The 13,357-nt window shown below is 43.0% G+C and carries 16 protein-coding genes; 8 read left to right on the forward strand and 8 right to left on the reverse strand.

The features are described from left to right. The first annotated feature begins 170 nt into the window (after positions 1-170). The 5 genes from CEF21_RS05665 (at position 171) to CEF21_RS05685 (ending at position 3,253) form a co-directional block, all read left to right on the forward strand. The gene (locus CEF21_RS05665; RefSeq protein ID WP_123914052.1) at positions 171-1,013 is read left to right on the forward strand and encodes a sialate O-acetylesterase; all 843 of its coding nucleotides are present in this window, start codon (positions 171-173) and stop codon (positions 1,011-1,013) included. Further along, the gene (locus CEF21_RS05670; RefSeq protein ID WP_123914054.1) at positions 1,010-1,555 is read left to right on the forward strand and encodes a PadR family transcriptional regulator; all 546 of its coding nucleotides are present in this window, start codon (positions 1,010-1,012) and stop codon (positions 1,553-1,555) included. The genes CEF21_RS05665 and CEF21_RS05670 overlap by 4 nt, the downstream gene beginning before the upstream one ends. Positions 1,556-2,050: 495 nt before the next feature. Further along, complete coding sequence (locus CEF21_RS05675; protein ID WP_123914056.1) at positions 2,051-2,290, forward strand: hypothetical protein; 240 nt, start codon at positions 2,051-2,053, stop codon at positions 2,288-2,290. Positions 2,291-2,334: 44 nt separating this feature from the next. Next, positions 2,335-2,883, forward strand: coding sequence for a GNAT family N-acetyltransferase (locus CEF21_RS05680; protein ID WP_123914058.1), 549 nt, complete (start codon positions 2,335-2,337; stop codon positions 2,881-2,883). Positions 2,884-2,959: 76 nt separating this feature from the next. Continuing rightward, the gene (locus CEF21_RS05685; protein WP_123914060.1) at positions 2,960-3,253 is read left to right on the forward strand and encodes a hypothetical protein; all 294 of its coding nucleotides are present in this window, start codon (positions 2,960-2,962) and stop codon (positions 3,251-3,253) included. Positions 3,254-3,565: 312 nt separating this feature from the next. Here the strand turns inward: CEF21_RS05685 and CEF21_RS05690 are convergent, their stop codons facing one another. The 3 genes from CEF21_RS05690 to CEF21_RS05700 all read right to left on the reverse strand — a co-directional run bounded on the left by CEF21_RS05690 (position 3,566) and on the right by CEF21_RS05700 (position 6,059). After that, on the reverse strand, positions 3,566-3,967 hold the full coding sequence (locus CEF21_RS05690; RefSeq protein ID WP_123914062.1) for an ankyrin repeat domain-containing protein: 402 nt from the start codon (positions 3,965-3,967) through the stop codon (positions 3,566-3,568). Between the two features lie 120 nt (positions 3,968-4,087). Then, on the reverse strand, positions 4,088-5,290 hold the full coding sequence (locus CEF21_RS05695; RefSeq protein WP_123914064.1) for a glycosyltransferase family 2 protein: 1,203 nt from the start codon (positions 5,288-5,290) through the stop codon (positions 4,088-4,090). A gap of 103 nt (positions 5,291-5,393) precedes the next feature. Next, positions 5,394-6,059: an O-methyltransferase gene (locus CEF21_RS05700; protein WP_241156771.1), complete on the reverse strand. Its 666-nt coding sequence runs from the start codon at positions 6,057-6,059 to the stop codon at positions 5,394-5,396. A gap of 121 nt (positions 6,060-6,180) precedes the next feature. On the opposite strand from CEF21_RS05700, the gene CEF21_RS05705 reads away from it, so the two are divergent. Further along, complete coding sequence (locus CEF21_RS05705) at positions 6,181-7,119, forward strand: M23 family metallopeptidase (RefSeq protein WP_123914068.1); 939 nt, start codon at positions 6,181-6,183, stop codon at positions 7,117-7,119. 34 nt (positions 7,120-7,153) lie between these two features. Here CEF21_RS05705 and CEF21_RS05710 read toward each other — a convergent pair whose 3' ends face one another. The 4 genes from CEF21_RS05710 to CEF21_RS05725 all read right to left on the reverse strand — a co-directional run bounded on the left by CEF21_RS05710 (position 7,154) and on the right by CEF21_RS05725 (position 11,170). After that, positions 7,154-7,489 carry a hypothetical protein gene (locus tag CEF21_RS05710; RefSeq protein WP_123914070.1) on the reverse strand — a complete coding sequence of 112 codons (336 nt, stop codon included), beginning with the start codon at positions 7,487-7,489 and terminating at the stop codon, positions 7,154-7,156. Positions 7,490-7,506: 17 nt separating this feature from the next. Then, the gene (locus CEF21_RS05715; RefSeq protein WP_123914072.1) at positions 7,507-9,444 is read right to left on the reverse strand and encodes a DUF6792 domain-containing protein; all 1,938 of its coding nucleotides are present in this window, start codon (positions 9,442-9,444) and stop codon (positions 7,507-7,509) included. Beyond that, the gene (locus tag CEF21_RS05720; RefSeq protein WP_123914074.1) at positions 9,431-10,114 is read right to left on the reverse strand and encodes a hypothetical protein; all 684 of its coding nucleotides are present in this window, start codon (positions 10,112-10,114) and stop codon (positions 9,431-9,433) included. The genes CEF21_RS05715 and CEF21_RS05720 overlap by 14 nt, the downstream gene beginning before the upstream one ends. A 420-nt stretch (positions 10,115-10,534) precedes the next feature. Beyond that, positions 10,535-11,170 (reverse strand): hypothetical protein, encoded by a 636-nt coding sequence (locus tag CEF21_RS05725; protein ID WP_123914076.1) that lies wholly within the window; start codon positions 11,168-11,170, stop codon positions 10,535-10,537. A 299-nt stretch (positions 11,171-11,469) separates the two neighbouring features. Between CEF21_RS05725 and CEF21_RS05730 the strand changes: the two genes are divergently transcribed. Both CEF21_RS05730 and CEF21_RS05735 read left to right on the forward strand, forming a co-directional pair. After that, the gene (locus tag CEF21_RS05730; protein ID WP_123914078.1) at positions 11,470-11,754 is read left to right on the forward strand and encodes a CD3324 family protein; all 285 of its coding nucleotides are present in this window, start codon (positions 11,470-11,472) and stop codon (positions 11,752-11,754) included. A gap of 101 nt (positions 11,755-11,855) precedes the next feature. Continuing rightward, positions 11,856-12,488: a FusB/FusC family EF-G-binding protein gene (locus CEF21_RS05735; RefSeq protein ID WP_123914080.1), complete on the forward strand. Its 633-nt coding sequence runs from the start codon at positions 11,856-11,858 to the stop codon at positions 12,486-12,488. Positions 12,489-12,883: 395 nt separating this feature from the next. Here the strand turns inward: CEF21_RS05735 and CEF21_RS05740 are convergent, their stop codons facing one another. Beyond that, positions 12,884-13,339, reverse strand: a complete 456-nt coding sequence (locus CEF21_RS05740; protein WP_123914082.1) for a hypothetical protein — start codon at positions 13,337-13,339, stop codon at positions 12,884-12,886. Positions 13,340-13,357: the final 18 nt, after the last annotated feature.

The following is a 13,357-nucleotide window of genomic DNA, read 5'->3' on the forward strand; positions in this document are numbered from 1 at the left end:
AATTTCTATTTTGATTAAGTTCTATAGATGTAGAATAGCCCCAACAGTTTCTTTCCGGCCTTAAGCAGTTAGTTGAACGCTTACATTTCCATAGTGAGTTGACGATAGTCTAATTAGACTCTATACTAGCATAGTCTAACCAGACTATTATGTAAAGGGATGAAGATTAAATGATAAAATCTTTCTTAATGTTAGGTCAATCAAATATGGCAGGCCGGGGATTCTTGCATGAGGTAGACCCTATCTATAATGAAAAAATAAAAATGCTCCGCAACGGACAGTGGCAAATGATGACAGAGCCTATTAATTATGACCGCCCTGTTGCTGGTATAAGTCTGGCAGCATCTTTTGCAGAGGCGTGTTCGAAAGCAAACCCTGATGAAGAAATTGGTTTGATTCCCTGTTCGGAAGGCGGCAGTTCCTTGAACGATTGGCATCCGCAGGGTACTCTTTTCCGACATGCTTTGTCTGAAGCTCGATTTGCTCTTGAAACGAGTCAAATTTGCGGCATCCTTTGGCATCAGGGTGAAAGTGACAGCCACAATTCTCTGTATGAAACGTATTATGAAAAGCTATCTCTTATCATGGAAACTTTGCGTAAAGAATTAAACCTTCAAGATGTCCCATTAATCATTGGTGAGCTGGGTGACTTCTTAGGGAAAACAGGTTTCGGAAAGTACTCATCTCAGTTTCAGGAAGTCAACGAACAGTTACGTCGATTCGCTCATGAGCAGCAAAATTGTTATTTTGTATCGGCAGAAGGCCTGACTTCCAATCCGGATGGTATTCATTTGAACGCCGTTTCCCAACGGAAATTCGGCTATCGCTACTTCAAAGCTTTTTCCGAAAAACGTCATATCTTAGAGCCTCTACCTGATGAAAATCAGTCACTAGAAATAAAACGTACCTATTCGAAGACTGAACAAATCTATCTTCACAGTCTGAATTTGGCTCTCGGGAAAATCACATACGCTGAATTTGAAGCACAGATGGCAAAGGTGATGCAGCCATGATTCCCTTACTCATTCTTGGCTTACTTATTCAAAACCCCGGCGCTCATGGATACGAACTCTTAAGTTTAATGGAAAAACGGCATTATAAATATATCGTTAACTTTACGAAAGGATCCTTTTATTACAATTTGCAGCAGCTTAAAGAAAAAGGGTTGATTGAAGAAACACATCAAATACGCCCAAACAGCAATCGTGAAATTCATCCCTTCAAAATCACGTCTTTAGGAATAGAAGAATTTGAAAAATTAATGTCCAAATATGGAACGAAATCCGAGTATGTAAACCTATCAATTTATGGGGCATTACTCTTTGCGGATGTATTCGATAAAAATAAATTATTGGAATTCATCCAATCCCAAATGGATCAAACGGAAGCCAGAATTGCTCTTCTCGATGAGTACTTAGCTAATACGAAGGAATTGCCTGGCAAGATGGATTATTTTCGCCGCATGAACGAAAATTCCCGTTCTCATCATTTAGTGAACTTAAAATGGTTTGAAGAATTGAAGGCAGACATAGAAGAAGCTGAAGCTGCTGTATAAATAAAAACGATCATCACCTATCCGCATTGGAATGGATAGGTGATTTTTTATGTTTTCTGGAGATGGATTTGTACTCTCAGCACTAGATTGGTCAGAAGGTTAACCTGATGAAATCATTCAAGCTTTAAGAACAAATGAATCATTTTAGAAAAAAGGCTCTATCAAAGCCTGATGTTGATTTTTAATACCAGTTGATTGAAGTGGAAAGCGAGCGCCTGTAACGGAAATCAACAGCCAAGTTTAATAGAGCTAAAAAAGTAATTTGGATGTATTAAGGGCACTATTTTTGTGAAAAGCACAATCCCCCTATTTTCTATTTATATAAGTTCCCCTTCTCTCTATTTTTTGTATTAAAATGGAATTTAAGGGTTTTCTTACAGAAAGACCGGGGTAAATAAAATTGTTTCAAAAGATATACATAAAACAATTCTTCCGGCTATATCATCCCTTTCACAAACAGCTGCAGAAGCCTCATGGGGAAAAGAAGGAGCAGAAATGAACGGACAATATCCTGATTTAAACCGTTATCGGAAAGATTATCAAAAGCCGCAAAATCCGAAAAAAGTGAAGAAAGAGGAAAAGGATGGATGTTTAGGGGACCTCGGGGAAGGCTGCATGGAGGGCTGCCTGCCATCAGGGTGCGGATGCGGGGGATCGGATGGATGCATGATTCTGATCATGGTTCCGGTTCAGCTTGCGGTCCTTGGAGTTTGGTTCTTTGACAAACTGTTTTAATGAAGAGGCAGACGACGGCCAATAAACTTTTCCAGGAGGCCCCCATGAAAAATATCTACATTCAAAGACCTGTACCAGGTCAAATAAACGAGCTGCACCAATTCTTTATTCGGGTTATCACCGACACATTCACCAAAGAAGGGCTCGGCGGAAAAAAAGAGGACATAGAAGAGGAAATCGCTTCAAAGTTTAAAGTTCTTCAATGTGATTTCGATACGAGGGGGGATGAGCGGTTCTTTTTGACTGCAGCAGAAAATGGCAAGATCATTGGCACGATTGAATTTGGTCCGGCCAGTGAGCTGATTTGTGCATGTACGAACGGTTCCATTAAAGATCTGATGGAGGTTGGCACGGTGTTTGTGGATCCAGATTATCAGCAGAAAGGGATTGGCAGCCGGATGCTGCAGGCGGTGTTTGCTGAATTAAAGAATCGGGGATTTGAGGAGTTTTGCATGGACAGCGGCTACAGCCGGGCACAGGCAATCTGGAGAAAAAGGTTCGGCGAGCCGGAATATTGCCTGCGCAATTATTGGGGTGAGGGATTAGACCATATGATATGGAGATTGAAGGTGCGGGATGTTTTAAAATCTTGATTCACAAAGTGCCTGAAGTATTTAGCAGGTTTGTTTAACAAGCAAGTGAAACTTAAAAGAGAGTAGAGATTTAAGTATGAATCAATTATATGTGTCTTTAAATAAAGCAGGTTTGATGTTTAAGGGGCAGACAGAACAAGGAGAGGTTGATTATATTCATCTCGAAACTCAAGAGAATGGAACAATACATTCAGTGGACGTGAACACATTTGAAACGCTTTTCGGGGATGTGAAAAATAATCCAAGCTATGAAGCCTTGTCGGGATCTCATACTTTTACATTGGAAGATACTCAATACACGATGACAGCGGAGGAAATGGGTTATCAAAAGTATTTCGACAAATGGAAAGAGCACGGATTGTTTAATTAACAGATGCATGGGTTAAAGAAGAATTGTGTGTTGAGCAATTTTAGGACTGAGGCCATATTGCAGTTACTCTGTTAAAGGGGGCTTTAATTGAATAAGGAACCTAATTATATCCCAAAAGCCCAGAACAACCTGTTCCAGGCTTTTTACTTTTCATATAGTTCTTGCTCAAAATGTTATTCAAATTATCTGTTCAGCGTTTATAGGTGATATCTTCCCGTTTATAGACTTTATTGGTTGGGGATTAAATCTGCACAATTTGATCCCCCTTTTCTATGTTTTGATTAATCCTTAAAACAGAACCCGTTACTTTCGTCATCTGCCGCTCAGGCTGTATTCATTCAAAACGGCTGCATGATCACCTGTCGTTATCAGGCTGATGATTTCATGATTCTTAAGCCGGATGGCCTTTTTCAGTTCCTTTGAGTTTGGAGCCGCTCCGTATTGCATCAGGTAGGCGACCATGTATTTATTATTTTTGGTGATAGCGAGTTCCATGGCAGAGTGGCCGGATGCGGATTTCGAGCAGGGGGTGTGGTTCTGTTCCAGTGCAGCGGCAAGGCTTGTGACATTGCTGCTCAAAATACTGGAAATCAGGATGTTATCCGGCTCCTTCCTTTTTTTATTTTTTCCATACACATATAGTCCAATGGCTATGATCATCACGAAAGTCCAGGAGATGGCGGGTAAAAAAGAGCTGATTGATTCGACATTCATGCTGCGTTGACTCCTCCGATATTGGTTTCTTACCACAGTTATATCGGGTGAAAAAAAGAATCGTTTAGTCCGGGTTCTGATTGCCACAAAACAAAAAGCCCCTGTTAATGGGGCTTTTGCTTATTTTCTGGCCATGTTTGTGCTGTAAAGCTCGTTAAAATGCAATTGGGGCGGCAGTTCATAGTTCGGGATCACTTCTGTTTCATTTACACTGTAGCCGAACGACACGATGGAGTGATTAGCATAAAGGTTAAAATTCGTGATAAGTGTCTGAAGGAAGCTGTGCTGGGAGAAAGGCTGCTGATTCAAAACCATCACATAAGGCGTCGTTACTTCAGGAAGATAGGATTGGATGGCGCCGCCGACTGTCTGATTCGCACAGCCGACTGCTGTTGTAAGCGGATGGGAGACAGACGTTAATCTATTGGTAACGTGCTGGTCGGGTGAAAGATCAAGAATAACAACAAGGTAGTTGCTGTAGGTTTGTTCATATACATTCTCGAGTCTGGCAATTGTGCTTTCGTCTGCATAATTCAACGGGAGAAGCAGGGTTAGTTCAAGAGGGATATTCCGTCTTTGTCTTGCCTGATGGCGTACAAAATGGAAGGCATATCTCCAGCGGCGGTGCTGCTCTGTGGTTTGCAGTTTGGCTGAAATGCTGTGTTTGGAATTGACCCGGTAACTGGCGAGTTCAACCGGTACATACTTGATGTCACAGTGTTCAGTCAGCCGCAGCCAATATTCGTAGTCTTCAACGGGTTCTGAACCGTAGCCGGCAATCTTCGCTGCGATGTCTTTTTTGTAGAGAAAGCAGATGCCAATGGTGCAGGCATTCAACAGGTTTTCTTTCGGCTGGTTTAAATACCTGCGAAAGTGGACCATGTCTTCTTCGGTCTGAAGGAATTGACCTTCGTCATTGAACATCCGGAAGGAGCTGTGCACAAGTCCGATTGGTTCCGGGGAAGACTCGATTAGATTCCGCAGTGTCTCAATGAACGGAGCATAATAGACGTTGTCGCTTGATACCCATGTGAAATAACGGATCTCTGAATCGGAGAAAAGCACGTCAAATCCGCGGTTCAGAGAATAGGTAACGCCCTTGTTAACCCCATTATCGAGAATGGTTACTCTCGGATCATAGGAAGTAAGCGATTCAGCGATCACCTTCATCTCCGGCGCTCCGTCAATGACAATGACAAATTTAAAATTCGCGTATGTCTGGGCAAGAATGGACTGGATGGCTGCTGTTAAAAAAGCAGGATTTTGATAATAAACAGGCATAACAATGCCAACATCAGGCATAACAATGCCAACATCAGGCATAACGGGTTCACCACCATTAGAATGTAAAGTATCTTATTCAATCCGGCAATCAGTGGCTTGTATATTTGTCTAATGAAAAAAGAAGCAGGCAACCCGCTCCTTTTTATCCCTCTTTTACAATTCCGATAGCAAATCCGTCATATCCTTTGGAACCGACCGTTTGAATGGCGGTCGCATCAATTCTCGGGTCTTCTGAGAGCAAATCGATAAACTGCTGGACCCCTTTTACACTGGCATCTTCAGCGTCCCCATCCACGACATGTCCTCCACGTACGACGTTATCTCCAATGATGACTGCTCCGGGATTGGCAAGCTCGAGTGCCCATTTCAAATAATGGGGATTGTTCGGTTTGTCAGCGTCGATAAAGATAAAGTCGAACTTTTTCCCTTTTAATCCGGGAAGGGTGTCAAGCGCCGCACCTGTTACAATCTCCACCTTCTGTTCCAGTCCTGCATTCCGGATATTTTCTTTTGCCACCTCTGCGTGCTTCGGATCATACTCAAGCGTAGTGAGGTGCCCGTCACCCGGCAGCGCGCGTGCAAGCCATATGCTGCTGTATCCGCCAAGTGTGCCGATTTCCAGTATATTTTTTGCCCCTTTCAGCTGAACGAGCAAATGAAGAAATTTTCCCTGATTCAATGAGACATCAATCGCAGGCAGACCGGCATCTGCATTTGCTTTTAATACAGCATCCAGAATCGGATCCTTTGGATGAAGTTTTGTACTGAAATAATCGTCTACCTCTGTCCATAATGCTTCTTGATTCACGTTTACATCCCCCTTTATTTTTATGAATTGTATCATATTTCCACTCTTGCCGGTAAGGCAGGAAGGGGAAAGGAAAAAAATGTCGAATGGGTAAGGGAAAGTCAATCTGGGGGGATATTGCATGAAAAAGCTACTGGTTCTATTAGGCACTGTGCTTTTGTTCAGTGTAACAGCAGGGTTTCAGACCATATCGGAAAAAACGGAAAAACCGTTTCATCCGGCGGAATTGGGAGACCGGTTTTTAAAGGGAGACTATGAAGCGGTCTACAGCCAGACAAGTTCCGAATTTAAAGCAGAAGTGCCGATGAAGGATTTTATACAGCTGGCCGATGAGTTTAATAAAGGTGTCACAGGCTATAAGCTTACTTCCCATCTAACTCTAAACAGAGAGCTGAAGCAGTATACGTGGACCGATCAGACAGGAACGAAAGGGATATCCGTTATCGTGCAAAAGGATTATACGATATCCGGTTTAAATCTCATTCCGCTTAAACAGCATGAAAGCGACAAAGCCTTTACAAAAAACAAATACACCATGCCGTTCAAAGGGCGGTGGCTCGTATATTGGGGCGGAACAAATGTCCTCTTGAACTACCATTATCCGTATGAAAGCCAGCGCTATGCGTATGACTTCCTGGAGATGAGAAGGGGCCAAACGTACAAAGGGGATCCGGCTGAAAACGAAAACTATTTCGCATTTGGAAAACCGGTAACAGCACCCCTTGAAGGGAAGGTCGCAGCCGTTGCCGATGGCATCAAAGACAATGTGCCAGGGGAATTGAATGCAGCTCAGCCTGCAGGAAACCATGTCATCATTCAGCACAAGAACGGCGAGTACAGCATCCTGGCCCACTTTAAGAAAAATTCCATTAAGGTCCGAAAAGGGGATACAGTCCGGACGGGGCAAATCCTTGGAGAATGCGGAAACTCCGGCAACTCGACAGAAGCACACATCCACTTCCAAGTAAGCACAACCCCTGATCTCATGAAAGGAAAGTCCGTAAGAATTCGTTTTGCGGATGGAAACGAGCCGGTCAGAGGCGAGTTTGTAAAAAAATAAGCAAAGAAAGTCCCTGCATCCGATGCAGGGACTTTTAGACGTGAAGGACGGCTTCTTTGTCTTCTTCGTAGTAAATGGTCGTCATTTGCCGGTTCATGCTGTTGATAAAACTGCTGTACTGAAACGCGAGAGCGGTCATGGAAGCCTTCTGCTGGGAAATGGCCTCCTGCTGGAGCTTTTGATGCTTCTCCATTTGCTCGCCTATTTTGTCCACCAGCTCACCCGACTGGGCTTCCATTTCAGATTGAACGGTTTGCGTAAATTTTGTTCCTGCTGCGTTTAACTCATCAAGAAGAGTGTTAAAGGTTTGGGCTTTATGAGTCAGGTCCTGTTCCGGAATAAGCTGATGCAGGAAAGACAGCTGCGGCATTGATCATCCCTCTTTTCTCATATTAACGTGAACATCGCGGCTACTTTTTTATCTTCTTTAAAAAAATCTTCAACGGAGGATTTGATTTTATTTACTTGTTTGATACCTTCTGCCTGTTCGGTTTCATGGTAGTGGAATAAATCTTGGAAGGTTGCCGTATTGGCGGGAGGAATCGGATATATGGCTTCCTGGACATCGATGCCGGTCACTTTATAAACGGCCGAGCTGTATCCAAGTTTACCCAGAGCCCAGGAAAAATCGGATTCGGTTGCAGCAATTTCCTTCATGAGCGCTGCTTTTCTGGAGGTATAATCATCGGTATATTCTCTATGATAAGCTTCTTTCAGCTGATTCAGAAGCGTTTTCTTTTCTTCATAAATGCCCAGGCCTTCCTTATAAAGACGAAGGGCAGAAGATAGGTTGATGATAATGGGCTTGCCGTTAACGGATTTCGCCTTATACATATCATCTCCGTTATAAGAAAAACCGTCTAAGGAGAGTGCGCTGATGACCGCATCCATTAAATGGGCATCCGTGGCCATTCCGAACTTTTCCATCAGCTCTTCAAGGATCGTCTTGATGGATCCGAAGCCAGCCATAAATTCATTGAATTCGGTTTGAATGATATCAGATGTGTTCATCAGGACTTTGATCTGATCTAAGAACCCTTTAATATCCCCATTGCGGAGCTTCTCTAAGGAGGCAACATCGCCAATGTTTTCAATGGCCGCCTCCATCGTTTCCAGATTTTCCACCATGCCATCAATGACGGACTCAATCTGCTCCCGCTCTTCAGCGGATACCGTCCCCACAATCGATAGGAGGGCAGGCAGCTCATCCTTTAGACTTGTCACCCTTTTAATCATCAGCACAACATGATCCTTCATCGCACCAATCGTTTTAGCGGCCGTAATGGCATCCTCCGCCCGCTTAATCGGATTAAGGATAGTAAGGTCAAGATCTTTCAGCGTATCAAAAGAATCATCCCAGAACTTTTTATCGTAGCCTGTCACCCCGAAAATGACACCGTCAATCCCATCTTTCTCATAATAAGGAGCAATCTCCGCAAGCTTCTTCTGAATCACCGCCAAATCCTCATCCGAGACGTTATCCATCACACTCTTAATCCCCTCAAAATCCGGATTCGTATCAATCATCTTCCGGTCCCCGAAGAAAAGAAAGCCCCGGAAACCTGATATTGCATAAAGGATTTCCTCTTGAGATGTAGTGTGGTGGATGTTTTTGCCTCGTTCTTTGTAGTAGTCGGTCGCGAATTTTTCGAGTTCGGCGCTTGGGATGGAGTAGATTTCACTTGGATTAGATAGATTAAATTTATTATTAACACGCAATAAAAATTCCCTGTCTACATATGCAAGCTGATATGCACTGGGAGGTGCGTCGTTAAAAGTATAAACCTCTTTGAAATTACCTTTTTGAAGCTGGAGCATCTGAATTAAATTTCCTCCAAGAGAATGGCCTAAGCCATATCTTTCTAAAGGCGGAATTGACTCATCTCCTGTCTTTGATTGAATCTCTTTGTTTACCGTTTCTGCGAACCTGGTTGCTTGATCCAATTGTGTACGATCTCTGCCTGTGTAAATACCAAAAACATTATATAACCAGTCCAATGGTTTCCCTGAACCGTTATCCTCGCCCATTTCACTGCCTCTAGTGATTGTGTAGGATTGATTTATTTTCTTTTGTGGATCATAAAAATGGATAACTGTTCCGTCAAACCCTGAGTCTTTATCAGTCTGATACTTTTCTGAGCCTGAATGATAAATATTGATTTCGGCAGGAGGTGCTTCACCTGTCTCTTCAATATATATTTGACGGACCTTTTCCTGAAAAGCTTTTATTTCGCTATCTGAGGGGTCTTTTGGAATTTCGTATTCCAGTTTCGTAATCCGTGCACGCAACATGTCAGAGGATAATACTTCTTTATTTGATTTCATCCGTCTGCACCTGCTTAAATTTTACGGAATCCATGATTTTTTTTGCAATCTGTTTATGCTTTTCTTCGTTCGATGTACAGTCCTTATCGTCTTTCTTGCAGCTTGCACTATACATAAAACGGATGCCCTGATTACTTTCTTCCGTTTTGATAAAACTAAAAAAATTATAGCTGATGGCATCGTCTATATCCGATGTTTTCTCTCCGTAAAAAATTGTAGCATTCTCGTTTTTCATTTCCTCATACTTGCCGTCATAACTTACCGAAGTGGAAAGAAGATCCAGGTTAGCAGCAATATCCTTTGTGATTGGCAAGTTCTCATAAATAACCTGGGTGTTAACCTTGGCCTTCTCCATGCTTCCGGAAAACATGACGGCTTCCGAACTATTCCCGTTCCTTTCATTGCCAAAGTCTTTGGAAATGACAGCATCCTTAGGAAATAACATGGTGTAGCCTTTAGTTTTTGATTCAAACGTATAATATCCTTTTTCCGCTTCTTTCGATGAAGTCAGATAATCTCTTGTGAAATCATCTGCTATAGCCGGTGGTGCAGGAGATTTTTCTGGATCGGTTTCTCCTTGGACAGTTTTCTGGTCGGGATTTTTATCCATTCCGCAGCCTCCAATAGTTAATAAACTAAAAATCACGGCAAGGCTTATAAATATTTTCAAAGTAAAGCCTCCTTAAAGGTCACTTCTTTCCTATAACCTATTACTACCACATATTCCCACGACGATACAATATAAAACGGAACTCCCCTTGTTTTTGCAACTTTTTACATATGGATAGTACGGTGCATAAGTATGAATCGTTTTGCCGGTCAAGAACTTTTGGCATGGTTAGGACACAGTACTTAAATAACGGATTAAAGCGTCACGATTTACATTATTTTTTTGTGGTTAGGGAATTTTGGAGTTTAGCGACAGGGGGTTATTATCTGTTGTTTAGTTGCTATGAAGATGTATTCAACACCAATTTTTCAACCTGCTCGGATTACCCAGATACGTGCCTCAGCCTCCCATCGCAAAAAAATGAAACATGCAGCAAGTATTAGGAACCGTCACAATTTAATTCCTCCTGCCCTCCGTATTTTATTTGTGAATAAAATTTACCGATTTTATTATTTTCATAGCGGTTGTTTCAAAAGTATGGGTAGCAGATAAGCATTTCTTATCAGCCTTCTGACAGCTTACTCCATATATAAATTGGATGGCTTGGGTACTGTGCTGGGACTTTATATAAGCAAAATAGTTAAAGGAAATGGTGTCTTGAACATCAAATGAATTTTGAGCGAAATAGATGGCTAGTTTCGTGTCTTTCATTTCCTGGTAATTTCCCTCATATCCTATTGTTGAAGATAATAGGTCCAAATTTACTTCCGTATTTTTGGTTATGTTCTTATTTTCGTAGGTGGAGTCGACCATGATTGGGGCATCGTCACGCTCTGCACCATAGATAATTGCTTCATAGTAGTCACCATGAATTTCATTCCCAAACCCATCCGATATCACCGCATCAACGGGGAATAGCATCGTATACCCGCCTGTCTTTGATTTAAATCGATAAAATCCTTTTTCCACTTCTTTGGAAGAAGTCAGATAGCTTCTTGTGAATTCGTCTTTCATGGCCGCAGTGTCCGGCATTGTTTTTTTCTGTGTTTGAACAGAGCTGCAGCCGCCAAACAGGAGCGTCAGGCAAATGATTACAGGATAAAATAATTTAGTCATGGGCATTCTCCTCTCGGAATTGGACTTTTCTAAAAATTACCACAAACAGGGAGGAAAGGCTTTTAGAAAGCTTTGGTATAAGGTATGATTTAATGTGAAGCACTTACAATTTTCAGGGGGTGTCCTTATGGCTGTGAGCACTCTTTTGCCATACATGTCAGCTTCCCATGCAGAGCCTGAGTAAGCAGAAGGCGATCCTTTGCATGGGTGATGGTTAATAATCGCCTAAAAGTTAGGGTCACTTCTGCGGAACCGGCTTTGCCCTTCATTCTTACATTCAGAAGAAGGAGCTGGCAGAAGTGAAACATGTAAAAGCAGCCGCTGTGCTGCCTGAAAGTCTGCTGATTGAGATTCAGAAGTACGTGCAGGGAGAGACCATCTACATTCCTAAGCCTAATGAGGCTTATGGAAAATGGGGATCCCGCTCAGGCGGAAGAAGAGCAGTGGATGAGCGGAATGCAGAAATGAGAAAAGCTTTTAAAAGCGGAAAAACCATTTCACAGCTTGCATCTGACCACCACTTATCAGTGGAAACGGTAAAAAAAATTGTCTATAAAAAAGCCTCAAAGCACGGGTCGTCATGATCCGTGCTTTTTATGCCGAAAATAATTCATAATCATGTTTCCCCTTTCGAAAATACACAGCCTGTGTTTACAATAAAAGAGGACAGAAAGGGGCGGTGGAAATGGAACCATTTATTCGGACGGATCAGTATCAATTTATTAAGTCGCAGGCCTATTCCATTGTGAACGGACACGCGACAGCGAATCATCAAGGTGTATTGAAGGCCGTTAAAGAGATGGCAAGGGAACAGGTTTTGCGTTTAGCGAAGTGGACGGATGAGCAGAGAAGACTGCTTGAGCCGGTCTATGACATAAAGGACCGGGGAGATGCAGAGCTGTATGCAGCCGCCATTAAATCTTACGTGATTCCTTTCAGGGAAGTCGGGGAGCCTGAGATAAAAAAGCTTTTTCCTAAAGCGAAAAAGCTGAAGGCACCTGCCCTTGATGAAGTGGATTTAAAAGAAATCATCTATTTAAGCTGGAAAGACAAAGGCTCAGATAAAATGTTTCTGATTGCCCCTTATCAAGGGAAATTGAAAGGATTGCATGGCACGTTTAATCCCCTGCATAAAAAAAGCATCTGCACCATCTGCGGCGGACATCAAGAAGTGGGCCTGTTTATGACCCAGGTAAAAGGAACGGCGCAGGGAACCTTTGTAAAGCGCGGGAATTACATCTGCAGCGATTCCCTTCAATGCAGCCAGCATATAAAATCACTCGACCGGCTGGAAGACTTTTTCGGACTGATGAGCTGATGAAGGAGTGGGGTGGAGGTGACTGTCCGGCTATGTCCGGTACCAGTTCGGCTTTTGGGGGAGAGGGGCACGGTGCCGGTCTGGTTTGCTTTGCGAGCTATAGTGCCAGTCCGGCTTGATGTGCAAGCTACAGCAGGTGCCAGTCCCGTTCTGCTTCACCGCAGCGGGGGACAGAGGGAACGAATGATGGACCCTTATGGCTCAAGGGCTGGCGGGGAAGGTGCCGGAGCTTTAGTACGGTGAAATTTGTGGGGACTGGCACGGTGCCAGTCCCTTTTTGCTTCACCGTAGCGGGGGACAGAGAGAACGAATGATGGACCCTTATGGCTCAAGGGCTGGCGGGGAAGGTGCCGGAGCTTTAGTACGGTGAAATTTGCGGGGACTGGCACTTCAAGTTAGTCCCAAGCATTAAAAATAATCTCCCCGATTCTCTCCGGCTTCCAAAAAGCGATTTCTTTAAGCTCTGCTTCATCTAGTTCGTTTTCATTTTTAAGCTGATTTCCGCTTATCGTTACTCGCTCATTTAATTCTGTCTTACTTAAAATTGTGTAAAAAGGGCGGAAGGATTCGGCCCATTCAGGCGGGTCCACAAACGAAATCCGGCCATACTCCACTGAAGAAGCAAAGGAAAGATAAGGATAATGGTGATTAAGCAATAGATGGATTTGCACGGTTTGGCTGTACATTTTCACATGATAGAAATTCAGGGGATACTCGGAATCCAGAAACAGCTCCATTTGCAGGCGATGTTTTTGTGCTGCAGTAAAACATACTTGTTTAAACTGAGCTTTGCCGATTTCGGGAAGGGGCGCTGCCTGAGTAAAACCGGTAATGCCATTCGGCAAGTGCATAAAATTCCTTCTTTCTTA

The organism is Bacillus sp. FJAT-42376, assembly GCF_003816055.1.
GTDB lineage: Bacteria > Bacillota > Bacilli > Bacillales > Bacillaceae > Metabacillus_B.